Here is a 26,153-nt window from a genome sequence, read left to right as displayed (position 1 = left end):
TCCATTGGTAACCTTATCCAATACCCCACAGACGCAACGGAAAGGCTACGGACTCGTTGCCGGTCTCGTAGCTGCGGGGCTTATCCTGATTCCGGTCGTACTCTTCTGGTATGTCTGGTCTACCTATGCGGTCAGCATACCCAAGTGGGACGATCATGTTCTAAGAGCCTTCCTGCTGAATTTCGATAAAGAAGCATCGCTTTCCGGTAAGCTCTACGAATTTTATCGTCAGCACAACGAGCACCGGATTGTCTACGATCGGCTCATAACCTGGCTTGACTTCAACCTGTTTGGTAAGTTTAGTTACCGTCATCTAATGCTTATCGGTAACCTGAGTCTGCTAGGTTTGATCGCTATTTTCGGTCTGGTATTGGGTCGATCGACGGTTTTGCAAGGAAAAAATACTAAAGCTCAGGTATCGCCCGGCCTAACGGATTATTTGGTCTACCTTCCTCCTGTTGCTTTTCTGCTACTTAACCTGTCGCAATGGGAGAATATGTTCTGGGGCATGGCCGCCCTCCAGAACTTCACTGTACTCCTCTGGGTGTTCTGGACGATTTATCAACTGGCTTTTTCAAACCGGCTATGGCCTGCTTTAGTGTTGGCTACAGCCGCTACACTCACGAGTGGTAATGGATTGCTGGTCTGGCCTGTCGGTTTTGCCATACTAGTACTGCAACAGTTGCTGGAGAAGCGACCCAACCGAAACGCCATACTGATTTGGTCTGTTAGTGCTGTTGTACTGATTAGCCTTTATTTTCTGAACTACCAGAAACCCCCAGGGAATCCCCCTGCTCGCGGCTCCTTCTTCGACCTCATCAGAGGCTGGCTCGCTTTCAGTGGAGCAGCCGCCGAAGCGTTCCCTATTGGCCCGGCCTTTGCCAAATGCCTGCTTGTTGGCAGCATCGCCACTGTGCTTGCTCTGGGTAGTTGGGTGTATCTGCTGGAAAAAGGGTTTGTGAAGAAGCAGTTTCCAGCCTTTAGCTATTTTTTCTTTGGTACCACCGCTTTTCTACTGGGTACAGCCGCAACAGTAGCCTGGTCGCGGGTGGGGTTTGGTCTGCATTTACTGATTACAAGCCGCTATAAAATCTATTCCCTGCTTCTGCTGGCGCTGGTCTACTGTTTCATAATTGTGCAACAGCGAAAGGAGGGTCGGCTCTGGGCACTGGTTTTGGGACTGGTATTCAGTGCTGGTCTAATGGCTAGTTCGTATCTTACGTATCTGAGCGATACCTTGTACTGGCGGCACTGGCTGACCACACATCAGTTTAACTGGACTCACAATGGCAACGATGCAACCATCAGTATCGACTCGGCATCCAGGCATTATACGGATTTGGCCCCCGCCTTTTACGATACTACGTTGCCGACTATTTTTGGTCAACCCACTCAGGCAGCCGTGCCTGTACAGTTGCAAAACGATTCCGGTGGATATCTGATCCAAAATAGTACGCTGCCAGCACAGGGAATCAGGGATGAAGGCCCTTACCTACTGGCTCGCTCCGATGTACGATCTTATTTGTTTCCCGTTCGACAAAACCAACAATCCGTACAAGCGGCCCGTTTTGTACCCGCCAACTTGTTTACAAACGGCTTTACAGCCAATGTACCAACGGAAGAGATGATTGCGGGTTCGTACCAGTTATTTATTCTGACAATTCCCGACGGCAGAGCCAGTCTATACCCCACCAACCAAACGATTGAATCCGCCGGGCCGCCCACGGCAACCCTGAAAAAAAACTGGTAATCGATGTTCACGAGTTAATGTATACCTCCGTTACCATCGAACGACCAACGCCAACCGAACACGCTTTTTATGCAAACAAACGCTCCAGTCACTACACAGCCCACACGCCCTGCTCTGAACCACCTGCTTCAACTGGATGGGGTTCGGTTTATTGCTGTTGCTTTAGTGTTGTTCGACCACTGGACGATGGAGCATATCGAATTGCCAGTTGGTGCGCTTGGTGCCTTAGGCGTAACGATTTTTTTTGTACTGAGTGGCTTTCTGATCACCCGCATTTTGCTGTCGAGCAAAGATAAACTCAGCCATCAGCCCAACGGTGGCCTGGGTAAGTACCTTAAAACGTTCTATATCCGCCGAACGATTCGAATTTTTCCGGTCTATTACCTGACGCTGATCGTTCTAGCCCTGATTAATGAGCCACCCGTCCGACAAAAATTTGGCTGGTTAGCCCTGTACGCTACGAATATCTACATAGCTCTGTACCATACCTGGATGGGCACAGTCGACCATCTGTGGTCATTGGCTGTTGAAGAGCAGGTCTATCTTTTTCTGCCTCTGCTTCTATTTTTTATTCCCCGCCGGTATGTACCCCTTACCGCCCTTTGTATGATCGTTGGCAGTGTCGGACTCCGGTATGTCCTTCACCGGGCCAATCTGCCCTGGTTTATCGGGTATGTATCAACACCAACCTGTCTTGATTCGTTTGGACTGGGAGCCATTATGGCCTACGGCTGGCTATACCGCCGTGACCTGTTCAACAAGGTCTTTCAATCGTCAATTTGGGTCTGGCTCGGCCTGGCTGGATTTATTGGCGTGGGGTTGTTAAACCAATACATAGCTGTAGACTCCCCACGTGGTTACCATAACATCATGTCGGATGTATGGGAGCGGCTGGCCGCTTCAGTCTTCGGTTTCTTCCTTATCGGGCGTGCCGTGCTTGGATTCGGGGGCATTATGAAATGGGTACTGGAAAATCGAGTTAGCCAATATATGGGCCGGATCAGTTATGGCTTATATCTGTACCATAACTTTATTTTCAACGTTTATCACACGCAACCAACCCATTTTACCGTCCGCTCCTGGCGTCGGATTACGGACCTGATTCCTGTATTGAACAGTTCTTATTTTTTTCAATTCTCCTATTTCGTTTTTTTAACCGTATTGCTGGCAACGGTTTCGTGGTACCTGATCGAAAAGCCGATCAATGGTCTAAAAGATAAATTTTCCTATTAATTCGTCCGAATGCTCTGCATAGGAGCTAACCGTTAGCTAACTCCCTACGTTTAGCCACTAACTATTTCTATATTTGCAGTATTGATAGGGATGAACTATCGGGTTGGCAATGTCTGTTGGTCCAACTTATTTTAAACCTGTTGGCAAACGACAGACGTACCGCCAACATCCTAAAGTACACTGAATGAGCCTCCTGCTGTCTATTGTAATGCCGGCTTACAACGAAGAAGAAGTCATCGAAACGGTTGTAAAGCTGTGGACCGATCTGTTGACCGAACAATTTCCCACCGAAAACACTCGTCTGATCGTTATCAATGATGGATCGCGCGATAAGACCGGCGCTATTCTAGACCAAATCAAAAGTCGCTATCCAAAATTGATGGTTGTTCATCAGCCAAACGGTGGACACGGTAATGCTGTAGTGAATGGATATCGGCAGGCCGTCGCGCTTGATTCGGAATATGTTTTCCAAACCGACAGCGATGACCAGTTTGTTACCGACGATTTTGCCCGGCTGTGGGCTAAACGGAACGAATCACCCTTTATCCTGGGCTATCGGGAAGAACGGTTCGATGCACCGGCTCGTCTGTTTATTACAAAAATTCTTCGCTGGAGTATCGCGTTTATTTACGGAACCTACATCAAGGATAGCAACATTCCATTTCGGCTCATCCGGGGTTCATTCCTGCGCAAGTTGTTAGCCCAGCTTCCCAACCCAACCCCTTTTGCGCCAAATATTTTTCTGGCCGTAATGGCGAAAAAGGCTGGCTACAATACCTTCGATATTCCTATTACGCACAAAGAGCGGCTGACGGGTACAGTTTCTATTTTGAAATGGAAACTCCTGAAAGTGTGCATTCAGAGTTTTAAAGAGCTGGCACAGTTCCGATTTGAACTAGGCAGCAAAGTCAAAGAACTCAAAAAACCCGAGCCAGTAACGGCGTAATTAGTGCTCTATGAGACAGGATGTAGGATGTCTGAAGTTTTTCCTGTAAACATTCTCCAACATATATCCTCCATCATACATCATAAGTCCTGTATCTGATCCGACTCAATCATGAATTATAAGTATGTTATTATAGGCTCTGGTCCTACGGGCCTTGGAGCTGCTTACCGCCTGAAAGAACTAGGAATTACTGACTTCGTTGTCCTCGAAAAAGAAGCGCGAATCGGTGGATTATCTAAAAGTTTTGTGGATGAAAAAGGCTTCACCTGGGATGTAGGAGGCCATGTTCAGTTCTCTCACTATAAGTACTTCGATGACCTGATGCATAAAGCATTGGGCGCAGAGGGCTGGCTCAGTCACCAGCGCGAATCGTGGGTCTGGATTGAAGGTCGGTTTGTTCCCTATCCATTCCAGAATAACATCAAGTACCTTACACCCGAAACGATGTGGAAATGCCTGGAAGGCATTATTCACAACTATAAATTTCCTAATAACAAGAAGCCCGCTAACTTCCGGGAATGGATTCTGGCAACGTTTGGGCCTGGTCTGGCCGAAACGTTCATGTTCCCTTACAATTTCAAAGTATGGGCCTATCCTCCAGAGGATATGAATGCCGTTTGGGTGGGTGAACGGGTAGCCATCACCGACCTGCAGCGGGTAACGAAAAACATCATATTCAATCAGGATGATTTTTCCTGGGGCCCCAATAGTACATTTCAATTTCCGAAACACGGTGGTACTGGAGGCATTTGGGAAGCCGTTGGCGATCTGATTGGCCGGGAATCTATCAAACTCAATACAGCCGTCGAACAAGTAATCGGACCGGAGAAAAAACTCATCCTGTCGAATGGCGAAGAGATTCACTATGAGTATCTGATGAGTACCATGCCGCTCGACCTGTTTACGCAGCGCGTACAAGGGCTTGATCCCGAAACGGTGCAAACAGCGCAGGGACTCAAGCACTCATCAACCAACGTTGTAGGAATTGGCCTGAAAGGAAAGCCTAAAGAGAGCCTAAAAACCATGTGCTGGATGTATTTCCCGGAATACAACAGCCCTTACTACCGGGTTACGGTGTTCTCGAACTACAGCCCCAACAACGTTCCTGACATCAACCAGCATTGGTCGCTAATGACCGAAACAAGTGAATCGTCGGCCAAGCCTGTTAATCGCGAAACGTTGATCGACGACACCATCCGGGCTCTGCTTGAAGACCAGTTGATTGAATCGGCCGACGACGTGATTTCGACATTCCATATGGCTTTCGATTACGGCTATCCCACCCCATCGGTCGAACGGGATGGTATTTTAAAGGCTGTTCTGCCTAAACTGGAATCGTTCGATATTTATTCACGGGGCCGGTTTGGTGCCTGGAAATATGAGGTAAGTAATCAGGATCACTCGCTAATGCAGGGCGTAGAATGGGCCAATAGAGTGGCGGCTAATATTCCTGAATTGACACTGCCTTTCCCCGAAACCGCCAACGCAATGTGGGGTAAATAGCTAATTTAGTCGATAATCGTCTGTCGATAGTCAATAGTAAGTCATTGTTTATACTTACTATTGACTATCGATTATTTTTAATCCATGAAACGAAACATCTGGATCGGTGCCGGAGCAATAGTGCTACTACTGATAGGCTGGTGGGTCTATCGGCAATTCGTACCGGCATCCCGTACAGTTGGCTCGTTGATTCCGCCCGGTTCGCTGATGATTCTGACCAGCGACCGCCTGCAGGATACGATTTCGGCCCGTGTGCTACGGACAGAGATGTCGCTCCGGCAGATACCCGTTTTTGATGAAGCCCGTCGGCGGCTGGATCGGTTTTTATACGCTACTGCCGATTCGGCCACGGTTATTAAATTCATATCTGGTCGGCAGGTACGCTACTCGCTTCATTCCCTGTCAAAAACAACGCTCGATTTCATCTTTTATATTCCAATTACGGATAAAGATGCGTCATTTCTACACCGGCTTACCACCCCTGACCCCCGCCAGTACAGGGTGCTCAGTCACACATTTTCGGGGGAAAAAATCCTGGATTTAGTTTCCCGAATGAATGAACCGATTGGCTCATTTATTCTCACGGATGGATTCCTTGTCGGCAGTGTATCGGGGATTCTAATTGAAAATGTGGCGAAACGAATGCACCAGTCCCTCAAGTTCTCTCAGGCTGAACCCGATTTTCGGGTCGATGCCGACCACCTGGCTGGTGTATCGGTTCGGCCAGAGGTACTTCAGGCGCTATTCAGCAATGCAGGTTCACTGGTTCGTTTGTTTCTGCCCGAGGAGCTAAACTTACAGTTTCGTCAATCGGCTTCGCGTTCACACCTGATCGGCTACGCAGTTGACCAGATTGGCAATCGACGTGATGTGGCCGACTTATTTGCCGATCAGACACCCCAGCGAATTCAGCGCGCCAACCTGATTCCACAAACGACAGCTACCCTCTATCACATCGCCATTAGTGATGCCGGGCATTTTGGTAGTTCACTGAGTCGATTACTAGGATCGGCATCCAGCGATTTTCTGCGCGATCGCTTCGACCAAATAAAGCCAGCCGCCCAAACACTCTACAAATCGTTGGGCAGTGACCTGCTGTTAGTTCGTCTGGAATCGCCAACAGGAGCGCTCCGGCAGGTTCTGATTTTGACGGGGAAAGACGGCAAAAAACTGGCAAACCTATATCAACTGGCGGCTTTTCAGGCAGGTGCCAAATCGCCATCTTCTCCTAAAGACTATCTTGGCCATAAACTTTTACAGTTAGCTGTTCCAGAGCTTCCCGCGTCCTTATTTAGTAGCCTTTTTGCAGGCTTTTCACAGAGCTGGGTCACTTTGCATAACAATGCACTGATTGTGGCAAATAGTGAAGAAGCCATGCAGGACTATCTCCAGCAAATACAGCGTGGGACTGTCTGGACAGCGGATAAACGTCAGGCTGAGTTACTAAATACAACCCTTCGTCCCGCCAATTTCACCGCACTGGTTCGGTTAAATCGAGCCCAAACAACAGTACCTCTATCCTGGCCGTTGGCCTGGCAAAATCTGCTGGATCAGGTTGACCCCACTACGGGTAGTACAACCCTCTCTAATCTGGAAAACATGGCCTACCAGGCCAGTTACGGCAACGAAAACATTCAATCGACGGTCATTTTAGGCCGTACGACCCGACGGGCCAGTCGGACAGTCCTTAATAAATTGCTGCTACGGAAGAAGGTAGTATTCGAAGCTCCACTCATTGCCGCTCCCATAGTATCGGGTAATTTAAGCGATAGTTCGGCTCAGTTTTACGCGCAAAATGAGGCCGGTGAGTTTGTGCTGGTGACGCCAAAGGGTGAAAAAATTGTTCAGAGCCGCACTGATGGCCCCATCCGTAGTAACGCGCTGGCAGTCGATTTCCTGAACAATGGGCGACTCCAGTACCTGTTCATGACCGATCGAACGCTGTACGTAGCCGATCCGATCCGTACTCGTAACGAAGTTAAATTACAGGCTATTCCACTACCCCAGGGCCTGGACCCATCCTATCTGGCTCGTCCACGAGGAAGTCAACAACGTAATCTGGTAGCGCTGGCAGCCCATCAGGATGGCCATGTTTACGCCCTCGATCGCCAGCGTAAGGCGTTTATTCGGATAATGACAGCACCCCGAAAAGGACCGTTGCAGTTACCTTTCCAGGTCATGGCGACATCATCGGGTATGAACGTACTGGGCATTCAGGCCGACGGAACCTTGAACTACTGGCGCGAAAACGGCAGCGAATTCCCTCATTTCCCCGCCCGTATTGAGCGAACGAGTGAAGACGAGCCCGAAATCCGGTTCGCAGGTCCGGCCCTGATTCCTACGGGTCAAACGTTGATCCAGACCATTGCCGACGAAGGCCAACTGCTTTCGATCAACACCAATGGACTTATTGCCAAACGGACTCAGTTATATCGGCCGGTTCGGCGTGGCTCATTCCGGCTATTCCCTGATGAGGAACAAACGAACTGGCTACTTATTCGGGCGGCCGATACCGAAGTAACCATACTGAACCAACAGGGCCAGCGGATGTTCGACGTTCGGGCGTTGCAGTCTGGTCGTAACAACGTACGTTATCATCGGCTTGGTGCAGGTATCGAACTCATCAGTGTGCAATCGGGTGGGTTCACCACTTTATATAATCTAAACGGTCAGATTATTGGGGAACGACCCATTCCGAGCGATTTTCCAGTAGTTTTGCAGTTCGATGAACGATCAAACGAATTGTCTATTTTGAGCGGAATCAAACAGGCTGTTCAGTTATTCAGCATTAGATTGAGGTAAAGTAACTAAGAATGGGATAACCTACAGCGGCAATTTACCACTCCATACATATGCGTGTTCTACGTTACCTTATTTTAGTGATCGCTATTCTGCTCTGGGGAGGTGGCCTTTCGACTACGCTATCACGGTGGTTATACCGTATTGGGGTTATTGTTGACGACTATCGATTTGGTGATTTGTATCGGTTGTCGGCTCTTCCTCAGTTCAAAGTAGCTCAGCCTCAGTGTCCTCCCTCAAACCGATCCAGTGATACGGCTTCGACACAGTTATATTTGATTGGCGATAGCTTTTCAGAACCTCAACGGCTGAGCCAATCCGATTTTCGGGTGAGTCATTATCAGCGAGTGGGTTGGGATAATCAGCAACGCATCCAGCTCGATCCATCAAAGCGTAATCTCTTACTGATCGAATCTGTAGAACGCCATGTGCGGGAGCATTTCGCCAAACACATTACCGAATTTGTAGTTATACAGGACTCCACAAAGAATCCGACCCCAAAGCCAACGCTGACCCAGCGTATCAGCTCTGAGCTTCACCGCACCGATGTAGAAGAACGGCTCGAATCGGCCTTATTCAGTGGCAACTGGGCTTTCTGGTTTAAAGAGTTGAAAGCGACTCTCACCCTGAACTGGTTCGACCGACCCAATGCCAGCGTTAGCCTATCCCGAAACCACCAGCATATTTTTTTACACAGCGATACCGATTCGGCCAATAGTTTAAACTCCTCCTTTTCAACCTTATCGGATCGGGAAGTCAATACGCTGGTGGATAGTATCAATTCGGTGGCAAAGCGATACCAGCAATTGGGCTTCGATGCGGTTTACCTGTCGCTTATTCCCAATAAAGCGACTATTCTGGAACGGGAACGCACCGGCTATAACCATCTGATTGAGCGAATTCAAAACAACCCCAGGCTAGCTGTACCGACAATCAACACCTATACTCGTTTTCTTGAAGCTCCCCAGTCGCCTTATCTGAAAAGCGATACACACTGGAATTGTGAAGGTCGGGCCATCTGGCTGGACCTGGTACGACAGAAGTTGCAGCTATAAATTAGCTGGTAATCCCTATTACAGCCCAGTCGATTTCTCCATTTGTTCAGGGTAACGAGCTCCAGTTACAGTAATCCGCGAAGAAGCCTCTTCAATTTCCTGAAGTTCGTCGGCCGTGAGTTCAATGGAAGCAGCACCGTTATTTTCCGTTAGCCGATGTACCTTCGTTGTGCCAGGAATAGGCACAATCCAGGGCTTTTGCGCCAACACCCAGGCTAGGGCGATCTGGGCAGGTGTGGCGTTGTGCCGAGCAGCAAAGGTATTCACTAAATCGAGCAGCGCTTTGTTGGCTAAGCGGGCTTCTTCGGTATATCGGGGTAAGATGTTCCGAATATCACCTTCCGCAAATTGTGTGTTCTCGTCGATTTTGCCCGTCAGAAAGCCTTTACCTAAGGGGCTGTAGGCAACCAACCCAATCCCTAATTCGTCAATCGTCGGAATAATTTCCTTCTCATGCTGGCGAGTCCAGAGTGAGTATTCGCTCTGAAGGGCCGTAACGGGCTGTACAGCATGCGCCCTACGAATGGTTTGTGCACCTGCTTCAGATAGGCCAAAATGCTTTACTTTCCCTTCCCGAATCAGGTCTTGTACCGTGCCAGCCACATCTTCAACCGGGACCTCAGGATCGACGCGGTGTTGATAAAACAGGTCGATCACCTCCACCCGAAGACGCTTCATCGATGCTTCGGCAACCTGTCGGATACGCTCAGGACGGCTATTCAAACCCTCCAGCCGGTTGCCAGCATAATCGATATTAAAACCAAATTTAGTGGCAATAACGACCTGACCTCTAAAAGGCTCCAGGGCTTTGCCGACCAGTTCTTCGTTGGCAAATGGACCATACACTTCAGCCGTATCGAAGAAGGTAACGCCTTGTTCGACAGCCGACCGAATTAGCCTGATCATGTCCGTTTTATCGGCAGCCGGTCCATAGCCGAAGCTCATTCCCATACAGCCAAGTCCAATGGCCGACACTTCCAGATTTTTGCCTAGTGTTCGCTTTTTCATTGTTGTATGCGTACTTTGTTTACTTCATTTATTCATTAAACAAACCTACAGCCGCCATGGCTCGAAAAACAACTAAATCCAAATAGGAACTTACAAAAATCAAACAGGTTATAAAGGGCGCCTTCCTAAGAATACCTTTCTATTCGTACTCACTAAAGTGCCTAAAGTCTAGCAACAGTTGCCTACAATACAATGTAATTTTTGGATACTGCAAAGTAGAGATCAACTGTTTTTGAGTTTTTTCCAACCTACATTGCGCAGACAAATTTTAAAACACGACTAAAACGTTGGACGATCCTAAACGTATTGTACAGCAAGGGTATGACCGTCTGGGCAGCTCATACCGGGCTTTCTTTGAGAAAACGGATTCAAAACGGTATATGAACTGGCTGGCCAATTTCGTCCAGCACCTTCCTACTGGAAGTAGTGTACTTGAACTAGGCTGTGCGGATGGGATTCCAACCGCCCAATACCTAAGCCAGTTTACGGATTATCTAGGCATCGATCTATCCCCCATACAAGTCGAATTAGCTCGCCAGAACGTCCCTCAGGCTCGCTTCGACATTGCCGACATGTCAGCTCTTTCTTTTCCTGCCGAATCATTCAATGGTGCTGTTGCCTTATATTCCATCATTCACCTACCGCTGGCAGAGCAGCCTGATTTATTCAAAGCTGTTTACCAATGGCTCAAACCGGGTGGTTACTTTCTGTGTATAGCAGGGTCTGGCGAGTGGACAGGTACCGAATCAGACTGGATTGAACCCAACACTGAGATGTACTGGAGCCACGCTGATGCCAATACATACCGAAACTGGTTCAGCGAAACAGGTTTTATCCTAGTAGATAGTTTCTTCGTACCCGAAAGCAACGGAGGTCACACCTACTTCTTACTGGCAAAGTAATCATTTCAGACCTAGTCGGAATCTGTAGAAACACGCACTGGCTAAGTAAGTCTAATCGACCAGGTACGGTAAATAGGGCTCTAGTTTATCAGTACCCCGAAAGGCTGAGACCTGATTCAACTGATTGTTGTAGGCGTCGTAGCGAAGTTCGACGTAAAAATCGCGAAGATTATAGAGCAGAAAAATATTGTCGCCCTCGTAGCGGTTGGCCAGAATGTCACCGGCAAAATACAGCGTGTCGAGTTGCTGCTCGGCGGGGAGTTTGGTAAAGTCGGTGGGTTGCATAAACGTACGGGGTTGACAGGCGAAATAAGTAAAAGTCAGGCACCCCACCAAATGCGCCAGCCGACTTTATATAATACAACTAAAACATCCAAGCCTACACATAAAACATACCCATGGCTAAATAACCCCATTTCAGGCAGTTCAATAAGAGCTTCTTTTAGCAACTGGATAAAGAGTTACGCTAAAGAAATTCAATGTCCTTCTCCATGTTACGAAAATGAAGGTTAGATGGAAGCCAACATTCGTAAGTTTTGGCCACTAGTCTGGCGTATTCGCCCCAAATGTGTCAGCTCTCCTTTTTATAACCCGTCAGCTACCCAAGATGTTAGTAAATTTCAACAAAAGGGCGAGTTCAGAGTGTGCAGATTCGATAGTATTGTAACTTCCAGGACCACCATTGAAATGTATATATTTATTATAATTTTGCTACTTCTTTTGTCAACGTGAACTATATTTTTTCAATTCATGTGACAATATTCGGCTGAATTAGAATACTCAACGGCGTAAACAATGAATTTGAAGCCCAAACTAGTCTCAATTGCCAGAAATTCATGAGTACAATACAAATACTCACTAACCTGACGGCCATGAAGCTTCTTCGCCTGGGGTATGTGCTATTGTCGGGCGCGGGTGCTTTCTTGGGTTTGTTTATAGCTGTCTGGGCCGATCACGTCTGGCTTGGCACATACGTGTATTGGATTCCGATTGTGTTTCTATCATTCGTAAGTGGCATATTGACAGCTGTTTTCTGGTTGCTTCGGCTAATCTGGCTGTTCGTTGCTTATGATCCGCAGCCAATACCCGTTTCTGACCATAAGTTAGAAGTGACATTTGTTTGTTTAGCCACATTGACTAGCTTCGAACTAGTATCATACTTTATACTTTATTAGCTAGCCGATCACTGGCTGTTCATGAAGTAGGCTTGAGATGGTCTACTAAATCGACACAGTGAACCTGTCTACTTTTACGAGATCATGTAGCCTAAAAACAAATCCATTAAATGGCGTAAATACGACCGCACGGCGGACCCGGCTAAGTCGTTTATGCCTCGCACGACAGATAGTACCCACGGTAGAGGCTACTGGCCAAATTATTATTAGAGCAGCTTCGCCCAAGGCACCCAATTTGGTGGAACACCTCACCCATAACAATCCGTGTTCTATGTGCAGTATACCAATCTCCAACTGATTCTAATCAAGTCGGTTCCTGTGTCAAATCATAGGCTAACGGTCCGAATCTGGTTTGTTTTGTCTTGACTAACAAGCCGTTTACCTCTATGAAAACTATTCTGGTACCCACCGACCTAAGCCCTATCACAATCTATGCCCTCGATGTAGCGGCTGATATAGCCCGCACCTACGATTCTGAAATCATTCTTCTCCATACCGTATTGTATGGCGTTCCCTCTTTAGGAATAGCCGATAGCGTTACGGGCCTTTCCCTGGATATGGGGCCTCTCTATGCAGATGCCTGGAAAGAAGCCGAAAAAGCCCTTCATGAATTGGTAGCCAACCCGGCCTATGCCGATGTGACCATCAAACCCGTACTAGGCAGCAACATAGAAGGGCTCATAAACGCCATTAATGCGCAACAGGCCGATCTGATTGTGCTGGCATCAAAAGGGGCATCTGGTTTACTGGAATGGATTGAAGGTTCGCATGCTGAATTCATTACCCGTTTCGCTACCTGCCCGGTACTGGTTGTTAAGGAGCCTGTAGGCCGGTTCAGCCCTCAGGAGATTGTGTTTGGCATCGATCTGGATGAGGAATTAAAAAAGCCACATTTATTCCCGTTTAGGCTCGATGATCAGTTTTGCCGACAATATGTGTATGTAGTTACCCCTACCGACAATCGCCAGCCTGAAGGGATTCGGGAGTGGGTAGGCGACTTTACTGCAGCAAACGACATTGACCACTATAATCTTAAAATTATTCACGACCACACCGTACCCGATGGCATTCTGGATTATGCCCATTCCATTCACGCCGACCTTATCGTGCTATATACACATGGGTACACGGGTCTGCGGCACTGGATACAGGGTAGCGTGGCCGAAGACGTTTTAAACCATGCCGATATACCAGTCCTGATTATGCGGGCTTAGCCTAGCTTCACCTCTTTCCCTGACTTCGCTGCGGCATAGATCGCTTCAACAACCCGTATATCACGAAGCCCCTCTTCGCCCGGTACCAGCAGCGGCTTTTTTGCCAGGATGGCGGCCGCATCGTCGTCCATTTGCATGGCCTGTTGCATAGGTACTTCGTAGGGGTGTTCTATGCGACCTCCATTGCTCCAGACACCTTTCTGGCCATTATAACCCGAATACGGTTCCATATAGAGTGTTCCTTTCGATCCCGTCACATGCAGGTAATTCATATTCATGCCGTAACTGGTTTGTAGAGCAGCACGTGCGCCACTCGGGAAAACGAGCTGGACCATTGAGGTTTCGTCGAGGCCATTCTTGTAGACGTTTGGCCGGGAAGTATACTGCTGGGCTGTTACCGCAATCGGTTCTTCTCCCGTAGCCAGTCGAGCGCCCTGCACCACATATACACCCATGTCGTACATAACCCCACCGCCCATTTCTTTTTTCTGCTTCCAGTGATCGGTACGCGCATCATAATAAGCCGCCGAGCAACTCACCATCAGCACATTACCAATTTTCCCTCCCCGCAGCGCCTTCGTCCACTCCTGCGTGTTGGGTTCATGATGCAGTCGGTAGCCTATAGCCAGCGAAACCTTATTTTTTGCACAGGCGTCGATCATATTCTGACACTCCTTTGCCGTAACTGCCATTGGTTTTTCGCACCATACATGCTTACCCGCTTTGGCAGCCCGAACCACATATTCCTCATGCATCGACGGGGGCAACACCACATACACGACATCGATGTCAGGATTGTTGGCAATCTGATCGAAGGTCTGGTACGAATAAATATTCTTATCTGGAATGTTGTATTGCTTCTTCCACTTCTCCGCCTTTTCGGGCGTACCTGTCACGATACCAGCCAGGTAGCAATTCTTTGTTTTCTGGAGGGCCGGGGCCAGCAGGTCGGTGCTATAGTATCCTAAGCCAACCAGAGCAACCCCCAGCTTATCTTTGGCAGGTCGGGTAGCCGCCCAAAGAGCATTGGGAGCGATCGTGGTAGCCAGGCCTGTAATGCCAGCAGTATGAAGAAAGGTTCTGCGTGAAGTCATGGTTCTTTAGGTTTGCGATTTGGAGTTTCAGGCTGATTACTATAGAATCTTTTAAACAGATTCATAAGTAATTCGAATACTAGCCGATATGAACGTTGAAAGTTTATCAGACAAACTTAAAAAGTTTTCTGTTCTAACTATGTACCTCCTAATTTTGTCGCATGTCTAAAAAAGTCAATATCGGTTTGGTGCAGATGAGTTGCTCGGCGGATGTCGAAGCCAATATTCAGAAAGCCATCGACCACATTCGGGAAGCCGCCCAAAAAGGGGCCCAGATCGTTTGCTTACAGGAATTATTCACCTCGCTTTACTTCTGCGATGTCGAAGATCACCATAATTTCAGTTTGGCCGAAGCCATTCCCGGTCCCACCACTGAGCGGCTGGGCAAAGTAGCTGGCGAATTGGGTGTGGTCATTATTGCTTCGCTGTTCGAAAAGCGGGCGCAGGGTTTATATCATAATACAACGGCCGTGCTGGATGCCGATGGGTCGTATCTGGGTAAATACCGAAAGATGCACATTCCTGATGATCCGGGCTATTACGAAAAATTCTACTTCACACCCGGTGATCTGGGTTATAAAGTATTCGATACTAAATTTGCTCGCATCGGCGTATTGATTTGCTGGGATCAGTGGTATCCCGAAGCAGCTCGTATTACCTCGCTGATGGGTGCCGAAATTCTATTCTATCCAACGGCTATTGGCTGGGATACGAACGAGCCGGACCCCAAACAGAACGAAGAGCAATATAACGCCTGGCAAACGATCCAGCGTAGCCATGCCATTGCCAATGGGGTCCATGTCGTGTCGGTGAACCGCGTAGGTCGTGAAGCCGATCAGCAATTCTGGGGTGGGTCGTTTGTTGCCAATCCATTCGGTTCGTTATTATATCTGGCCCCGCACGACCAGGAACTGGTTCATGTGCAAACCGTCGACCTCGAATTGTCCGAAAAATACCGCACCACCTGGCCTTACTTCCGCGACCGACGCATCGACTCCTACCAACCCATCACAAAACGCTACATTGATTAATGTATAATAGATGTATGAGATAGGATGTAGTTTCGGTTTACATCATACATCCTACCTCATACATCTATTAGGCATCATACATTCACTATGAGACTTGGTATTGAAATAGGCGGAACAAAATTGCAGTTGTTTACAAGCGATGAGCCTGGCCAGATAACGCAACGCTTCCGATTAGCCATCGATCCTGCCAAAGGGGCCGAAGGAATTCTGGCACAAATTGCCTCAACGATCGATCAGATCAGTACACCGATACAATCGATTGGGGTTGGCTTCGGTGGTCCGGTCGACTGGCAAACGGGTCGAATTGCAACCTCCCATCAAATTGGGGGCTGGTCGGGCTTTAACCTGGGCGAATGGCTCCAGCAGCAGGTTCCCGGCGCTCAGGTACGGATCGAAAACGATGCCAATGTAGCCGCCCTGGGCGAAGCGCTTCGTGGCGTAGCTACCGGATTTCGGAACGTCTTTTATGTGACCCTGGGCAGTGGTGTCGGCGGTGGCATGGTCGTTGATCGACAATTGTATCATGGGGCTCTGCCCGGCGAAGCTGAAATCGGCCATTTATGGCTTGTGCCGCCCAGCGAGTCGAGCGAAGGACAAACCATTGAACAAACGGTTTCGGGCTGGGCAGTCGATCAACAGATTCGGTCGTTACTCCCACAGCTACCCGATGATTCCTATTTGAAGCAGGCCGTACAGCAGGCGCATGAAGGCGGAACGACTGGCAAAGAAGCCCGTTTTCTACATCCTGCCTATGAGGCCAGCGACCCGGTAGCCAAAATGCTGATTGAACAGATCGGCTCGGTACTGGCGCTTGGTCTATCGCACGTTACCCATTTGTTTCATCCCGATGCCATTGTACTAGGCGGAGGTCTTTCGCTCATTGGTGAACCGTTACGGGCGGCTGTTCGGCAGGCCCTTCCCCGATTTGTCATGAAAGCCTTCCATCCCGCCCCCATCGTTTTACTCGCTAAACTCGGCGAAGATGCCGTACCCATCGGTGCCTTAGAATTAATGGGTGATGAGTAATGAATAATGGATAATGAATAATTTTTGGGTCCTTCTTCATTATTCATTACTCATTGTCCATTACCCAATGTTCATTATTAATTACCCCTTTTCCATGAACCAGACGTATTTTAAAAATTACCTTGAGCAGCAAAAAGCCGCTTACGATGCTATCCCCATCGATCGGGTCGAACATTTTATTAATCTGATCAAAAAATGCTGGGAAGACGACCGGCAGTTATTTGCATTCGGCAATGGAGGAAGCGCGTCCAACGTGTCGCATTTTATCACAGACCTCGGTAAAAGTGCTTCCGATCGGATGGGAAAGCGATTCCGCTGCATGTCGCTCAACGAAAGCATTTCCTGGATCACCGCCCTTGGCAACGATTATGCGTATGAGGACGTATATATGCGCCAATTAGAGAATTACGCCCGTCCCGGCGATTTGGTTCTAACCTTAAGCGTTAGCGGTAATTCACCCAACGTAGTTAAAGCGGTAGAGTGGGCCAATGCACATGGGCTGACTACGATGGCCCTGGTGGGCGGTAAAGGCGGCAAACTGGCCGAGCTGGCCCATGAATCGATTACGGTTCAGGATCGTCACTATGGTCGGGTCGAAGATGCCCAAATGACGATCTGCCATATGCTGTGCTATGGATTCATCGATAGCTAGCCAGCTCATTTAAAACGCTTCGGAAATATTGACGTAAAAGCCGTGGGTGTGATTGCCCACGGCAGCATCGAACCGAACATTAACGTGTTCTTTCCGGCTGATCATAAAACGTAAGCCAGCTCCTCCCGTCGGTTTTAGGTCACTGATGGCAAATTCGTTTGGTTTATGCGCCACATCGCCAACGGATGCAAACACAACCCCACCGAACCGCCCAATGAGCCGCTGGCGTAACTCGGCCTGAAAAATGACGGCATTATTGTCCCGGTAACGACCATTGTAATAGCCCCGCAGTAACGACGATCCGCCTAGGGTAGCTGCCTGCTTAAAAGGGACTTCGCCTACGTTCAGATTTAAATAAAACTGCCCCGCCAGAACCGTTTTGGGCGACAATGAATGATAATGCCGGATGTCGAATAGGTAGTTGGTAAAATCAAACTCGGTACCCATCCATTTTTCATAGTCCATAAATGACACATCGGCATACCAACCCCGAACGGGCGAGTAAATATTGTCGCGGGTATCCACAATACTCGCCACGCCTACCCCATTTACCACGCTACCCAATCCGCCTATAAGCGTTTGAGCAGGTACTTGCCGATCCGACGACCGACTGACATCGAACGTTTTAAAATACTGCTGCTGAATACCCACAAACCAGCCAGGTTTTACTTTCCGCAGAAATCGGTTATAGGCCCGTAAACTTTTGTAGGAAATCAATTCTTCCTGATTGTCGGTCGTCCCCGGCCCTATGCCGTAGTACAGCTCGGGGAAGTCGGCATACAGAAAAAAGCCCCGAATCAGGTATTTTTCATGACGGGTAAAAATCGTGTACGTCGGCTCAACAACGGTCTGAGCATTCTGGGTGTGAATAACCGCAAAATCCAGATTCGACGTACGGGCTGTGCTATCAGTCCGGAACAGGAAAACGCCCAATGCTCCGTATGCAATGTGCGTTTCGGGAGTATAGAATATAACAGGGAGTGGAATAAAATGAAACCGGTGCGTTTCTTTGGCTGTATCTGCCACCATTATGGATTGGCTGGTTCGGCTCCGGCCAGAAAGAAGCGTCCCAGAACGGCCAGGACGGGCGAGCATAAAAAACAGCAGGCTCATCCAGTAAAAATAGCTACGCATCGACACGCAAAACGCTCAGGGTTATTGACTGTACTTTCTAAACGATTCGTCTGCAACTACTCGTTTGTTGGCATCGAACAAGGCTTTAGAGTACATGAAATTTACAAATAAATAATGGTAGCTATACCTGATTAATCAGATTTTAACTTATACCCCTCAACGCTTGTTTAGTCTATCATCATCCGTAATCATCTTCTTATTCGTACCTTTGCGGCCATTTTATAGTGCCTATGTCCATTTTCACACCGAATTCTGTTGGCGATATTGCCTGGTCAATCGCCTGGCAGTCATCCGTATTTCGCCGAAAGTTTGCGATTGGCGTTATTAGCTTACTCGCCTTGTTAGCCACATTTCCCTACTTTTTTGCGACGATCGAACAACACACTGGCCCCGTTCTGAACGACTGGCTACTGAGTCGTATTCCGCCAGTCGATGTATCGCTCATCATTTTTCTGGTAATCTGGGCAACAGCCTTATTATTGCTCGTCCGCGTCCGACACAGTCCAGCTCTGTTCATGATGTTCGTGTACAGTTACGTAATCGTCAGTTTATCCCGCATGATCAGCATTAATGTGATGCCACTCAATCCGCCGATTGGCCTGATTCCCATGGTCGATCCGATTACTAATGCGTTTTACGGGAAAGTCTACATCACCAAAGACCTGTTTTATTCCGGCCATACGTCAACCATCTTTCTGATGTTTCTATGTTTCCGTCGGCGGGGGGATCGGGTTATTGCCTTGATTGGTTCGTTGATTGTTGGGGCCTTATTGCTGGTACAACATGTTCATTACACCATCGACGTGTTATGTGCGTTTGCGTTTACATATCCGCTGTATCGACTGGGAACATGGCTGGCCTTAAGCGGCTGGAATGATGCGGGCAAATCAGTGGCGAACACCGGGAACTGATCGTTCAAACTTTATAAATCGCTGCTTCAGATCATTCAGCAGCGATTTTTTTAATGCCTCTTCCTCAATAAAACTGTAGTCGATGCTATTGAAAACGTATTGTTTTATGTCCTGATACGAGATTTGTTTGTAGCGTTTTGCCAATAGTACATATTGGTCCGTCAGATTCGTTCGCAGAACTCCTGCATCATCTGATGAAATAACAATCGGTACATTAAACGTTTGATACAGACTGATCGGATGCCTGTCATCTTTCACTTTCAGGATAAATTCATTGCTGAATAGATTAATTTCGACGGCTATTTTTTTCCGGCTCATATACCGTAACAGCTCATAGCAATCGGTTTCATAGGGTATGTCGACGCCATGTCCGATTCGATTGGCGCCGGCTAAGTAAACGGCCGAATGAATATGCCAGGTCAGGTCTTCGGGTTTGACCATACCCAGAGCTAGTTCGCCCGCATGTAAGGTGTATTTAACGGCAGGGTATTTTGTGTGGCAGTACCTGAACATCAGCATGTGGAGCCAGTAATCTCTCATGGCCACTTCGTTATCTTCAGGGGCAGCAATATTGACGCCCACCACCAACGGACTACTGGCGGCTGCTTCAAAAGCTACGATCATATTTTTGAACAATTCGACCGGCTCTACCGTGCGGACTACATAGCTTTGGTAACGCATCGTAAACTGCCCGTCGTCGATCTTCAGGCTGGTATGCAGGCGGTTAAGCGTCTCATGGATAAATGTAGTGGCACATTCCCGCACATTTTTTGTCTGGATGGCCGCATACAGCGAATCCAGTAATTGTAGACAGGCGGCTGTATCTTTTTGCGTCTGCCCGTCTCTCAGTTTCGTCGTAAAATCGGCTAGCTCGGTTAATTCTTTGGGGCAGGGCGCATAAACAAACAACGTCTCGATATAGCTGACATTTTCTTTTTTAGCGCGGTTTTTAATTTCCAGTAATCCTTTGTCTAGCTCTGCCCGGCTGGCAACGCCAAAACCAGCGAACGTCTCAAAAAATAATTTATCGGATGGGTAGTCAACGTGGTTATAATCTTTAACCGACCACTTTTGGAAAAGCTTCTGTTTATAGTCTGAAAATGTCCCCTCCTGTTTCAGCGTTGCGAAGTCGACCCAATCATCGCCCTGTGGTTTTTTATCTGAAACTTTCAGTGTTTTTCGATTAAGAAAATAATTATTGTTGACAACATAATCGATGTAAGTTTCGGTATAAATAGAGCCACTGTAATGGTGATGTAAATCACCGCCTTTAGGCATTTGGGCAAAAAAAGCCGTCAGGAGCGCATCGTTATTCCGAATTTTCTCAAAATAATCGCTTACCGACTGACCAAAAGAGGATAGTGATATAAAAAAGCCAACTAAACAAAAGCGTATTCGCGCGATCATCAATCGATTGTTTCTGTGCAGGATTATCGTTGAGTAACGCGGACGATCCGAGTTACTTAAGGAAATAATACGGTCAGTGTTCCGACCAGTAACGCCAAACCGAAAATAATGAGTAACCCGATTAATACCGTTTTTAACAGGCCGCCGGGTCGCTCTGGAGTTGATTTTGCCATACAATTAACCATTACTAAAGCATATCCGTCCATACACCGTTTACAACGGAATATTTCCGTGTTTTTTCTTGGGCATGCTCGCCACTTTATTTTCCAGCATCTGGAAGGCCCGGATTAGTTTCTGACGGGTCTGGTCGGGCATAATGACCTCGTCGATATAGCCCCGGTGAGCCGCCCGGTACGGATTCGCAAATTTCTCGGTATAGTCCTGCACTTTCTCCTGTAATTTGGCCTGGGGATCTTCGGCCTCCGCAATTTCTCGCTTAAAAATAATCTCGGCCGCTCCACTAGCCCCCATCACGGCAATTTCGGCCGATGGCCAGGCGTAGTTCAGGTCAGCACCGATGTGTTTGGAATTCATCACATCATACGCGCCACCGTAGGCTTTGCGGGTAATGACCGTTACACGCGGCACGGTAGCCTCACAAAACGCAAAGAGCAGTTTGGCCCCATTGGTGATGATCCCATTCCACTCCTGATCGGTGCCGGGCAGGAAACCGGGAACGTCTTCGAGTACCAGTAAGGGAATATTGAAACAGTCGCAGAAACGTACAAACCGGGCCGCCTTAGTGCTGGCATGAATATCCAGTACCCCAGCCAATACAGCCGGTTGATTGCCGACCACGCCAATGCTTCGACCCGCGATCCGGGCAAAGCCCACTACAATGTTCTCTGCGAAATTTTTGTGTACTTCAAAGAAGCTACCCGCATCGACCAGTTCCTCTATTATCTCCCGCATATCGTAAGGCTGATTCGGGTTGTCGGGAATGATCGTATTCAGACTAGCGCGGGTTTCTTCGGTTGCTTCGTAGGCCAGCATAGGTGGCTCATCTTCACAATTTTGTGGAATATAGCTCAGCAACTGCTTGATATGCTGAATACAGGCCAGCTCATTTTCACAGGCAAAGTGCGTCACTCCCGATTTAGTGCTATGGGTGCTGGCCCCGCCCAGCTCTTCGGCCGTAACGGTTTCATGCGTAACGGTTTTCACCACGTTCGGGCCAGTCACAAACATATAGCTCGTGTTTTCGACCATAAAAATGAAATCCGTAATAGCCGGACTATAGACGGCGCCACCGGCACAAGGCCCCATAATGGCCGACAGTTGCGGAATTACCCCCGATGCTTTGGTATTGCGGTAAAAAATATCGGCGTACCCCGCCAGCGACAATACCCCTTCCTGAATTCGGGCACCCCCGGAATCGTTCAGCCCAATAACGGGTGCGCCATTCTGCATGGCCAGGTCCATAATCTTACAGATCTTTTCGGCGTGGGTTTCCGACAAGGCTCCACCAAAAACCGTAAAATCCTGCGCAAACACATAAACCAGTCGCCCATTAACCATCCCATAGCCCGTTACGACGCCGTCGCCCAGGTAGTGTTCTTTGTCCAGTCCGAAGTCGCGGGTGCGGTGCATAACAAACTTGCCAATCTCTTCGAATGACCCCTCATCGACCAGCAACGCGATACGTTCGCGGGCGGTGAGTTTGCCTTTTTTATGCTGAGCGTCAATTCGTTTCTGGCCACCACCTTGTTCTGCTTCCGCATGTTTCTGCGCTAGAACGTCGACTTTAGATGGCCTGGTAACTGGGGATAGATTGGAATCGGAAGGGGTTTCGGTTTGCATAAAGTTGGTCGTCTCGACATCAAGGACGAGCAAAGTTAATTTTTCTTACGAATTCCAACGGTTCAAATTGTTTTTGTATCCTTACCGCAATCTAAACCTATACACCATGCATCGACTGTTCTCTGCCTTTTTATTGACAATGGCTTGTTTTCTTTTGGATGGCTGCGATCGCTACTACGCCCCCAAACCGCCAAGCACAGGTGCCACGTACCGCCCCGTTTACGCAGCCTATTCCGACATTCGAACGATTCAGGCACTAGGCCCGCAGCCGCTCAGAAATGCGGGCAAAATTTATGTAAAAGACAGCTATTTGTACATCAATGAAGTGGGTAGTGGTATACATATCTTCGACAATCGGAATCCCGAAAAACCCGTTCAGGTTGCTTTTATTGGAATTTTGGGCAATCAGGAACTGGCTATTAAAGACAGCATTCTCTACGCCGATAATGTAACCGATCTGGTGGCGCTCAACATCGCTAATCCCCTCAACGTCCGAGTAGTAAAACGCGTCGAAAACGCCTTCGACTACTCGGCCTATCCATTGGCTACCAACGTGCGCTTTGAATGTGCAGATCCAGCCAAAGGGGCTGTTATCCGGTGGGAAAAAGCTGACATCGACAATCCACAATGCTATCGGTAGCCTGTATTAGGTCCCGAAAGTCTAAAGAATCCTTTCCCATGAAAATCCACCTTATTTTACTCTCGCTGATTGGCATATCGACGGCCTGCTCTAGTAGCAGCGATTCCGTATCACCCGGCACCGGCGTTGGTGGCTCCACAGCCCGGTTTACGATTAGTGGCAATACACTATATACCGTCAGTAACACGGCCCTGCAAGCGTACGACATTTCGGAAAGCGGCAACCCTAAAAAAGGAACGAATACAAAACTCGGATTTGGTGTCGAAACGATTTTTCCGTACCGAAATAACCTGTTCATCGGCACTCAAACGGGCATGTACATTTACGACATCAGCCAACCCAACACCCCTAAACAGGTCAGTCTGTATACACACATCCTCAGTTGCGACCCGGTAGTGGCGCAGGGGAATTACGCCTACGTCACATTACGAACAGGGACTAACTGTCGGAATCAGTCCGTAACCGTTAATAGTCTGGATGTGATCGACATCAGTACTGTGAGCAATCCGAAATTGCTGAGAAGCTATCAAATGACCAATCCTCGTGGGCTTGGTGCCGACAGCACATTATTATTTGTGGGAGAAGGCGATTATGGCCTGCGAGTTATGGACATCAGCAATCCACTCGATGTTAAAGAGTTGGAATACTTTTACAACACCAAGACGTACGATGTTATTCCAACCCAGAAACGGCTCATCGTGACCGGCCCGACCGGAATTTATCAATATAGCTATGCCGATTTTAGCCAGTTAAAACTCCTCAGCCAAATCCCTGTTCAGCCATGAGACTAGTTTATACGCTTAGCATAAGTGGCCTGCTTTGGTTTGGGTGGCTACAAGCTTTAGCTCAATGGGTTAGCCCGGCTCCTACTACCTATACGCCCACTTCCAACACCCTTCCCAAATGGGTCGTCAAGTTCGCGCCATTAAGCCTGCTTGACCCCAGTGGTACGGTACAATTTGCTCTTGAACGAACAATTGGTCATCAGCAAAGTCTGCAATTCGAAGCAGGTTATGGCTCCCAGCGGACGAATATCTGGCAACAACCTGACAATAACCACTATACCCGATACAGTCAATATGAAGTTTGGCGTGGCCGCGCCGAATGGCGCTACTACTGGCGTCGATTTCAGGCTCCTATTGGTTCTTATTTAGCTCTGGAAGGACTTTATAAGCAGGAAAATGCCTTCGAAAACGGTACTGTTGGTGTAGGAGTTAATGAGCAGACAGGCCAGTACCAGTACTACCAATTGTATTCGCTACCTCTTTCAAAGCACGTCTGGGCCTTTACGGTTAAAGTGGGCCGACAATTTCCTTTACCGTTCAACAATCGATTCGTCGCTGACTTCTACGGTGGGTTGGGCATCCGGCACAGAACCATTACAAGGCCTGACCGCCCCGAAGGCTACTTATTTTATTCATCAAGCGGCTCACTAATCGATCCGTTTTCAACAGCTTCAAGCCCTTATTCTTTTTTGAATGTTTCATATGGAGTAAAGGTCGGCTATACGTTTTAGGAACAACACTTGGTTTTTGGTTATCCAGTTATAGCTCAGTTTTCCAAGCTGAATATGTTTAAGCTTTCCTATCTAACTTTTAAACGAAGCTACAATTGCGTGCGTTTTTGCCATTCCGACCACAGGGAGGAATCTCAAAAAATCGATGGCTTAGGCTAATAAAATAGCTTCTTTGTGGTGTCAGATGAAAGCATCTGACACCACTCATGGCTTTTATGGTGGCTAAAATTGGCGTTTCTTTGTACCAAACTGCGACCAAATCCGCTTGAAAAACCGATTTATTCTTTTGCTACTTAGTGGGCTTCTACCCATTTGGGCAGTTGCCCAGCCCATCGGCGGACAGCGTGTCTTTTCATTCCTGGATTTACCTACCCATGCCCGTGTGGGGGCATTGGGAGGGCAAGTCGCCACAGCCGTCAGTCCCGACGGTTCGTATCATCTGAACAACCCAGCCTTAGCCGATTCGTTACCTGCCAATCAACTATCGATCAGCCTGATGCCCTATCTGGCAGCGGCTAAATACTATACGCTGCAATACGGGCTTCCTATTCAGTCGCAGGGGAAATGGGCCGTTGGGCTGCAATACCTCAGTTATGGGCAATTTACACTGACCGACCCGGTTGGCAATACCCTGGGAACATTTATGGCCAACGACTATGCACTGAGCCTCACTCATGCCCGAACCGAAGGCAATTTTACCTTTGGAGCCACATTGAAAGCCGTTGGGTCGAGTATCGAAATGTATTCCGCCTTTGGGGCTCTGGCCGATTTAGGGGCCGTTTGGCGGCATCCGAAAAAGGGCCTCACCTTTGGGCTGGTCGCCAAAAACGTCGGCTACCTGATCAAAAATTATGGTACGCTGGATGCCGATTTACCCTTTGATTTGCAGGCGGGTATCACCCTGAAACCCGAACACGCCCCAATCCGGCTCACGCTGACGGCGCATCATCTGCAACGATTCGACATTGCCTACAACGACCCCAACCTGAATGTGCGCTACGACCTGAGCGGCAATCCGATTCCACAAACGACCAGCATAACCGAAAAAATAGCCCGGCATTTGAGCGTGGGGGCCGAATTGCTCGTTCATCGAAATGTACACCTACTGGTTGGCTATAACCACCAGAAACAACAGGAAGGCAAACTAACAACAGGTGGTGCAGGTGTAGGCTTTTCTTTTGGCATTTCGGTACAGGCCAAAAGCTTCCAGCTCACCTACGGCCATTTTTCCTCCGTTCCTACGGCTGGCACCAGCCAGCTATCCCTGCGTATCGACCTGGCCCGGCTCATGAAGTAAACAAAGACAATAACAACAAATAGCTATGGCTCACAGCAGAGTCCAACTCTGCTTTTACCG

General features: G+C 48.3%; 23 protein-coding genes. 17 read left to right on the top strand and 6 right to left on the bottom strand.

Features of this window, described 5'->3' with window-relative positions; all coding sequences use genetic code 11:
* Nucleotides 1–4 precede the first annotated feature (4 nt).
* The 6 genes from B5M13_RS12395 to B5M13_RS12370 all read left to right on the top strand — a co-directional run bounded on the left by B5M13_RS12395 (nucleotide 5) and on the right by B5M13_RS12370 (nucleotide 9,286).
* Nucleotides 5–1,750 (top strand): hypothetical protein, encoded by a 1,746-nt coding sequence (locus B5M13_RS12395; RefSeq protein ID WP_080055964.1) that lies wholly within the window; start codon nucleotides 5–7, stop codon nucleotides 1,748–1,750.
* 69 nt (nucleotides 1,751–1,819) lie between these two features.
* Nucleotides 1,820–2,983 carry an acyltransferase family protein gene (locus tag B5M13_RS12390; protein WP_080055963.1) on the top strand — a complete coding sequence of 388 codons (1,164 nt, stop codon included), beginning with the start codon at nucleotides 1,820–1,822 and terminating at the stop codon, nucleotides 2,981–2,983.
* 184 nt (nucleotides 2,984–3,167) lie between these two features.
* The gene (locus tag B5M13_RS12385; protein WP_080055962.1) at nucleotides 3,168–3,929 is read left to right on the top strand and encodes a glycosyltransferase family 2 protein; all 762 of its coding nucleotides are present in this window, start codon (nucleotides 3,168–3,170) and stop codon (nucleotides 3,927–3,929) included.
* A 111-nt stretch (nucleotides 3,930–4,040) separates the two neighbouring features.
* Entirely contained in the window at nucleotides 4,041–5,432 is a 1,392-nt protein-coding gene (locus B5M13_RS12380; RefSeq protein WP_080055961.1) for a protoporphyrinogen/coproporphyrinogen oxidase, read from the top strand.
* 84 nt (nucleotides 5,433–5,516) lie between these two features.
* Nucleotides 5,517–8,234, top strand: coding sequence for a hypothetical protein (locus B5M13_RS12375; RefSeq protein WP_080055960.1), 2,718 nt, complete (start codon nucleotides 5,517–5,519; stop codon nucleotides 8,232–8,234).
* 50 nt (nucleotides 8,235–8,284) lie between these two features.
* Nucleotides 8,285–9,286 (top strand): hypothetical protein, encoded by a 1,002-nt coding sequence (locus B5M13_RS12370; RefSeq protein ID WP_080055959.1) that lies wholly within the window; start codon nucleotides 8,285–8,287, stop codon nucleotides 9,284–9,286.
* 18 nt (nucleotides 9,287–9,304) lie between these two features.
* Here the strand turns inward: B5M13_RS12370 and B5M13_RS12365 are convergent, their stop codons facing one another.
* Nucleotides 9,305–10,294 (bottom strand): aldo/keto reductase, encoded by a 990-nt coding sequence (locus B5M13_RS12365; RefSeq protein ID WP_080055958.1) that lies wholly within the window; start codon nucleotides 10,292–10,294, stop codon nucleotides 9,305–9,307.
* 287 nt (nucleotides 10,295–10,581) lie between these two features.
* On the opposite strand from B5M13_RS12365, the gene B5M13_RS12360 reads away from it, so the two are divergent.
* A complete protein-coding gene (locus B5M13_RS12360; RefSeq protein ID WP_245859968.1) occupies nucleotides 10,582–11,196 on the top strand; it encodes a class I SAM-dependent methyltransferase in 615 nt (204 codons plus the stop codon).
* A gap of 51 nt (nucleotides 11,197–11,247) precedes the next feature.
* On the opposite strand, the gene B5M13_RS12355 is transcribed toward B5M13_RS12360, so the two are convergent.
* A complete protein-coding gene (locus tag B5M13_RS12355; RefSeq protein ID WP_080055957.1) occupies nucleotides 11,248–11,481 on the bottom strand; it encodes a hypothetical protein in 234 nt (77 codons plus the stop codon).
* Between the two features lie 551 nt (nucleotides 11,482–12,032).
* Here B5M13_RS12355 and B5M13_RS12350 point away from each other — a divergent pair.
* Nucleotides 12,033–12,371, top strand: coding sequence for a hypothetical protein (locus B5M13_RS12350; protein ID WP_080055956.1), 339 nt, complete (start codon nucleotides 12,033–12,035; stop codon nucleotides 12,369–12,371).
* A gap of 386 nt (nucleotides 12,372–12,757) precedes the next feature.
* On the top strand, nucleotides 12,758–13,585 hold the full coding sequence (locus tag B5M13_RS12345) for a universal stress protein (RefSeq protein WP_080055955.1): 828 nt from the start codon (nucleotides 12,758–12,760) through the stop codon (nucleotides 13,583–13,585).
* Here the strand turns inward: B5M13_RS12345 and B5M13_RS12340 are convergent.
* Nucleotides 13,582–14,679 carry a Gfo/Idh/MocA family protein gene (locus tag B5M13_RS12340; protein ID WP_080055954.1) on the bottom strand — a complete coding sequence of 366 codons (1,098 nt, stop codon included), beginning with the start codon at nucleotides 14,677–14,679 and terminating at the stop codon, nucleotides 13,582–13,584. The two genes, B5M13_RS12345 and B5M13_RS12340, sit on opposite strands and share 4 nt — an antisense overlap.
* A 161-nt stretch (nucleotides 14,680–14,840) precedes the next feature.
* Here B5M13_RS12340 and B5M13_RS12335 point away from each other — a divergent pair, with 161 nt between their 5' ends.
* From B5M13_RS12335 to B5M13_RS12325, 3 genes are all read left to right on the top strand, one after another.
* Complete coding sequence (locus B5M13_RS12335; RefSeq protein ID WP_020600683.1) at nucleotides 14,841–15,710, top strand: carbon-nitrogen hydrolase; 870 nt, start codon at nucleotides 14,841–14,843, stop codon at nucleotides 15,708–15,710.
* Nucleotides 15,711–15,797: 87 nt separating this feature from the next.
* Entirely contained in the window at nucleotides 15,798–16,736 is a 939-nt protein-coding gene (locus B5M13_RS12330) for an ROK family protein (RefSeq protein ID WP_080055953.1), read from the top strand.
* 94 nt (nucleotides 16,737–16,830) lie between these two features.
* Nucleotides 16,831–17,388, top strand: a complete 558-nt coding sequence (locus tag B5M13_RS12325) for a D-sedoheptulose-7-phosphate isomerase (RefSeq protein WP_080059900.1) — start codon at nucleotides 16,831–16,833, stop codon at nucleotides 17,386–17,388.
* A gap of 9 nt (nucleotides 17,389–17,397) precedes the next feature.
* Here B5M13_RS12325 and B5M13_RS12320 read toward each other — a convergent pair whose 3' ends face one another.
* Nucleotides 17,398–18,501, bottom strand: coding sequence for a BamA/TamA family outer membrane protein (locus B5M13_RS12320; RefSeq protein WP_170061123.1), 1,104 nt, complete (start codon nucleotides 18,499–18,501; stop codon nucleotides 17,398–17,400).
* A gap of 251 nt (nucleotides 18,502–18,752) precedes the next feature.
* Here B5M13_RS12320 and B5M13_RS12315 point away from each other — a divergent pair, with 251 nt between their 5' ends.
* A complete protein-coding gene (locus B5M13_RS12315) occupies nucleotides 18,753–19,433 on the top strand; it encodes a phosphatase PAP2-related protein (protein WP_080055951.1) in 681 nt (226 codons plus the stop codon).
* Here the strand turns inward: B5M13_RS12315 and B5M13_RS12310 are convergent.
* On the bottom strand, nucleotides 19,410–20,840 hold the full coding sequence (locus B5M13_RS12310; RefSeq protein ID WP_155297238.1) for an amidohydrolase family protein: 1,431 nt from the start codon (nucleotides 20,838–20,840) through the stop codon (nucleotides 19,410–19,412). The two genes, B5M13_RS12315 and B5M13_RS12310, sit on opposite strands and share 24 nt — an antisense overlap.
* A 213-nt stretch (nucleotides 20,841–21,053) precedes the next feature.
* Nucleotides 21,054–22,640 carry an acyl-CoA carboxylase subunit beta gene (locus tag B5M13_RS12305; protein WP_080055950.1) on the bottom strand — a complete coding sequence of 529 codons (1,587 nt, stop codon included), beginning with the start codon at nucleotides 22,638–22,640 and terminating at the stop codon, nucleotides 21,054–21,056.
* Nucleotides 22,641–22,746: 106 nt separating this feature from the next.
* On the opposite strand from B5M13_RS12305, the gene B5M13_RS12300 reads away from it, so the two are divergent.
* The 4 genes from B5M13_RS12300 (at nucleotide 22,747) to porQ (ending at nucleotide 26,093) form a co-directional block, all read left to right on the top strand.
* Entirely contained in the window at nucleotides 22,747–23,280 is a 534-nt protein-coding gene (locus B5M13_RS12300) for an LVIVD repeat-containing protein (protein ID WP_080055949.1), read from the top strand.
* Between the two features lie 38 nt (nucleotides 23,281–23,318).
* On the top strand, nucleotides 23,319–24,065 hold the full coding sequence (locus B5M13_RS12295; RefSeq protein WP_080055948.1) for an LVIVD repeat-containing protein: 747 nt from the start codon (nucleotides 23,319–23,321) through the stop codon (nucleotides 24,063–24,065).
* Entirely contained in the window at nucleotides 24,062–24,796 is a 735-nt protein-coding gene (locus B5M13_RS12290; protein ID WP_080055947.1) for a hypothetical protein, read from the top strand. The genes B5M13_RS12295 and B5M13_RS12290 overlap by 4 nt, the downstream gene beginning before the upstream one ends.
* 265 nt (nucleotides 24,797–25,061) lie before the next feature.
* Complete coding sequence (gene porQ, locus B5M13_RS12285; protein ID WP_080055946.1) at nucleotides 25,062–26,093, top strand: type IX secretion system protein PorQ; 1,032 nt, start codon at nucleotides 25,062–25,064, stop codon at nucleotides 26,091–26,093.
* The last annotated feature ends 60 nt before the right edge of the window (nucleotides 26,094–26,153 follow it).

The organism is Spirosoma aerolatum (assembly GCF_002056795.1).
GTDB lineage: Bacteria > Bacteroidota > Bacteroidia > Cytophagales > Spirosomataceae > Spirosoma > Spirosoma aerolatum.
Note: the sequence above shows the minus strand (reverse complement) of the source record. Positions and strands in the feature narration are given on the sequence as shown.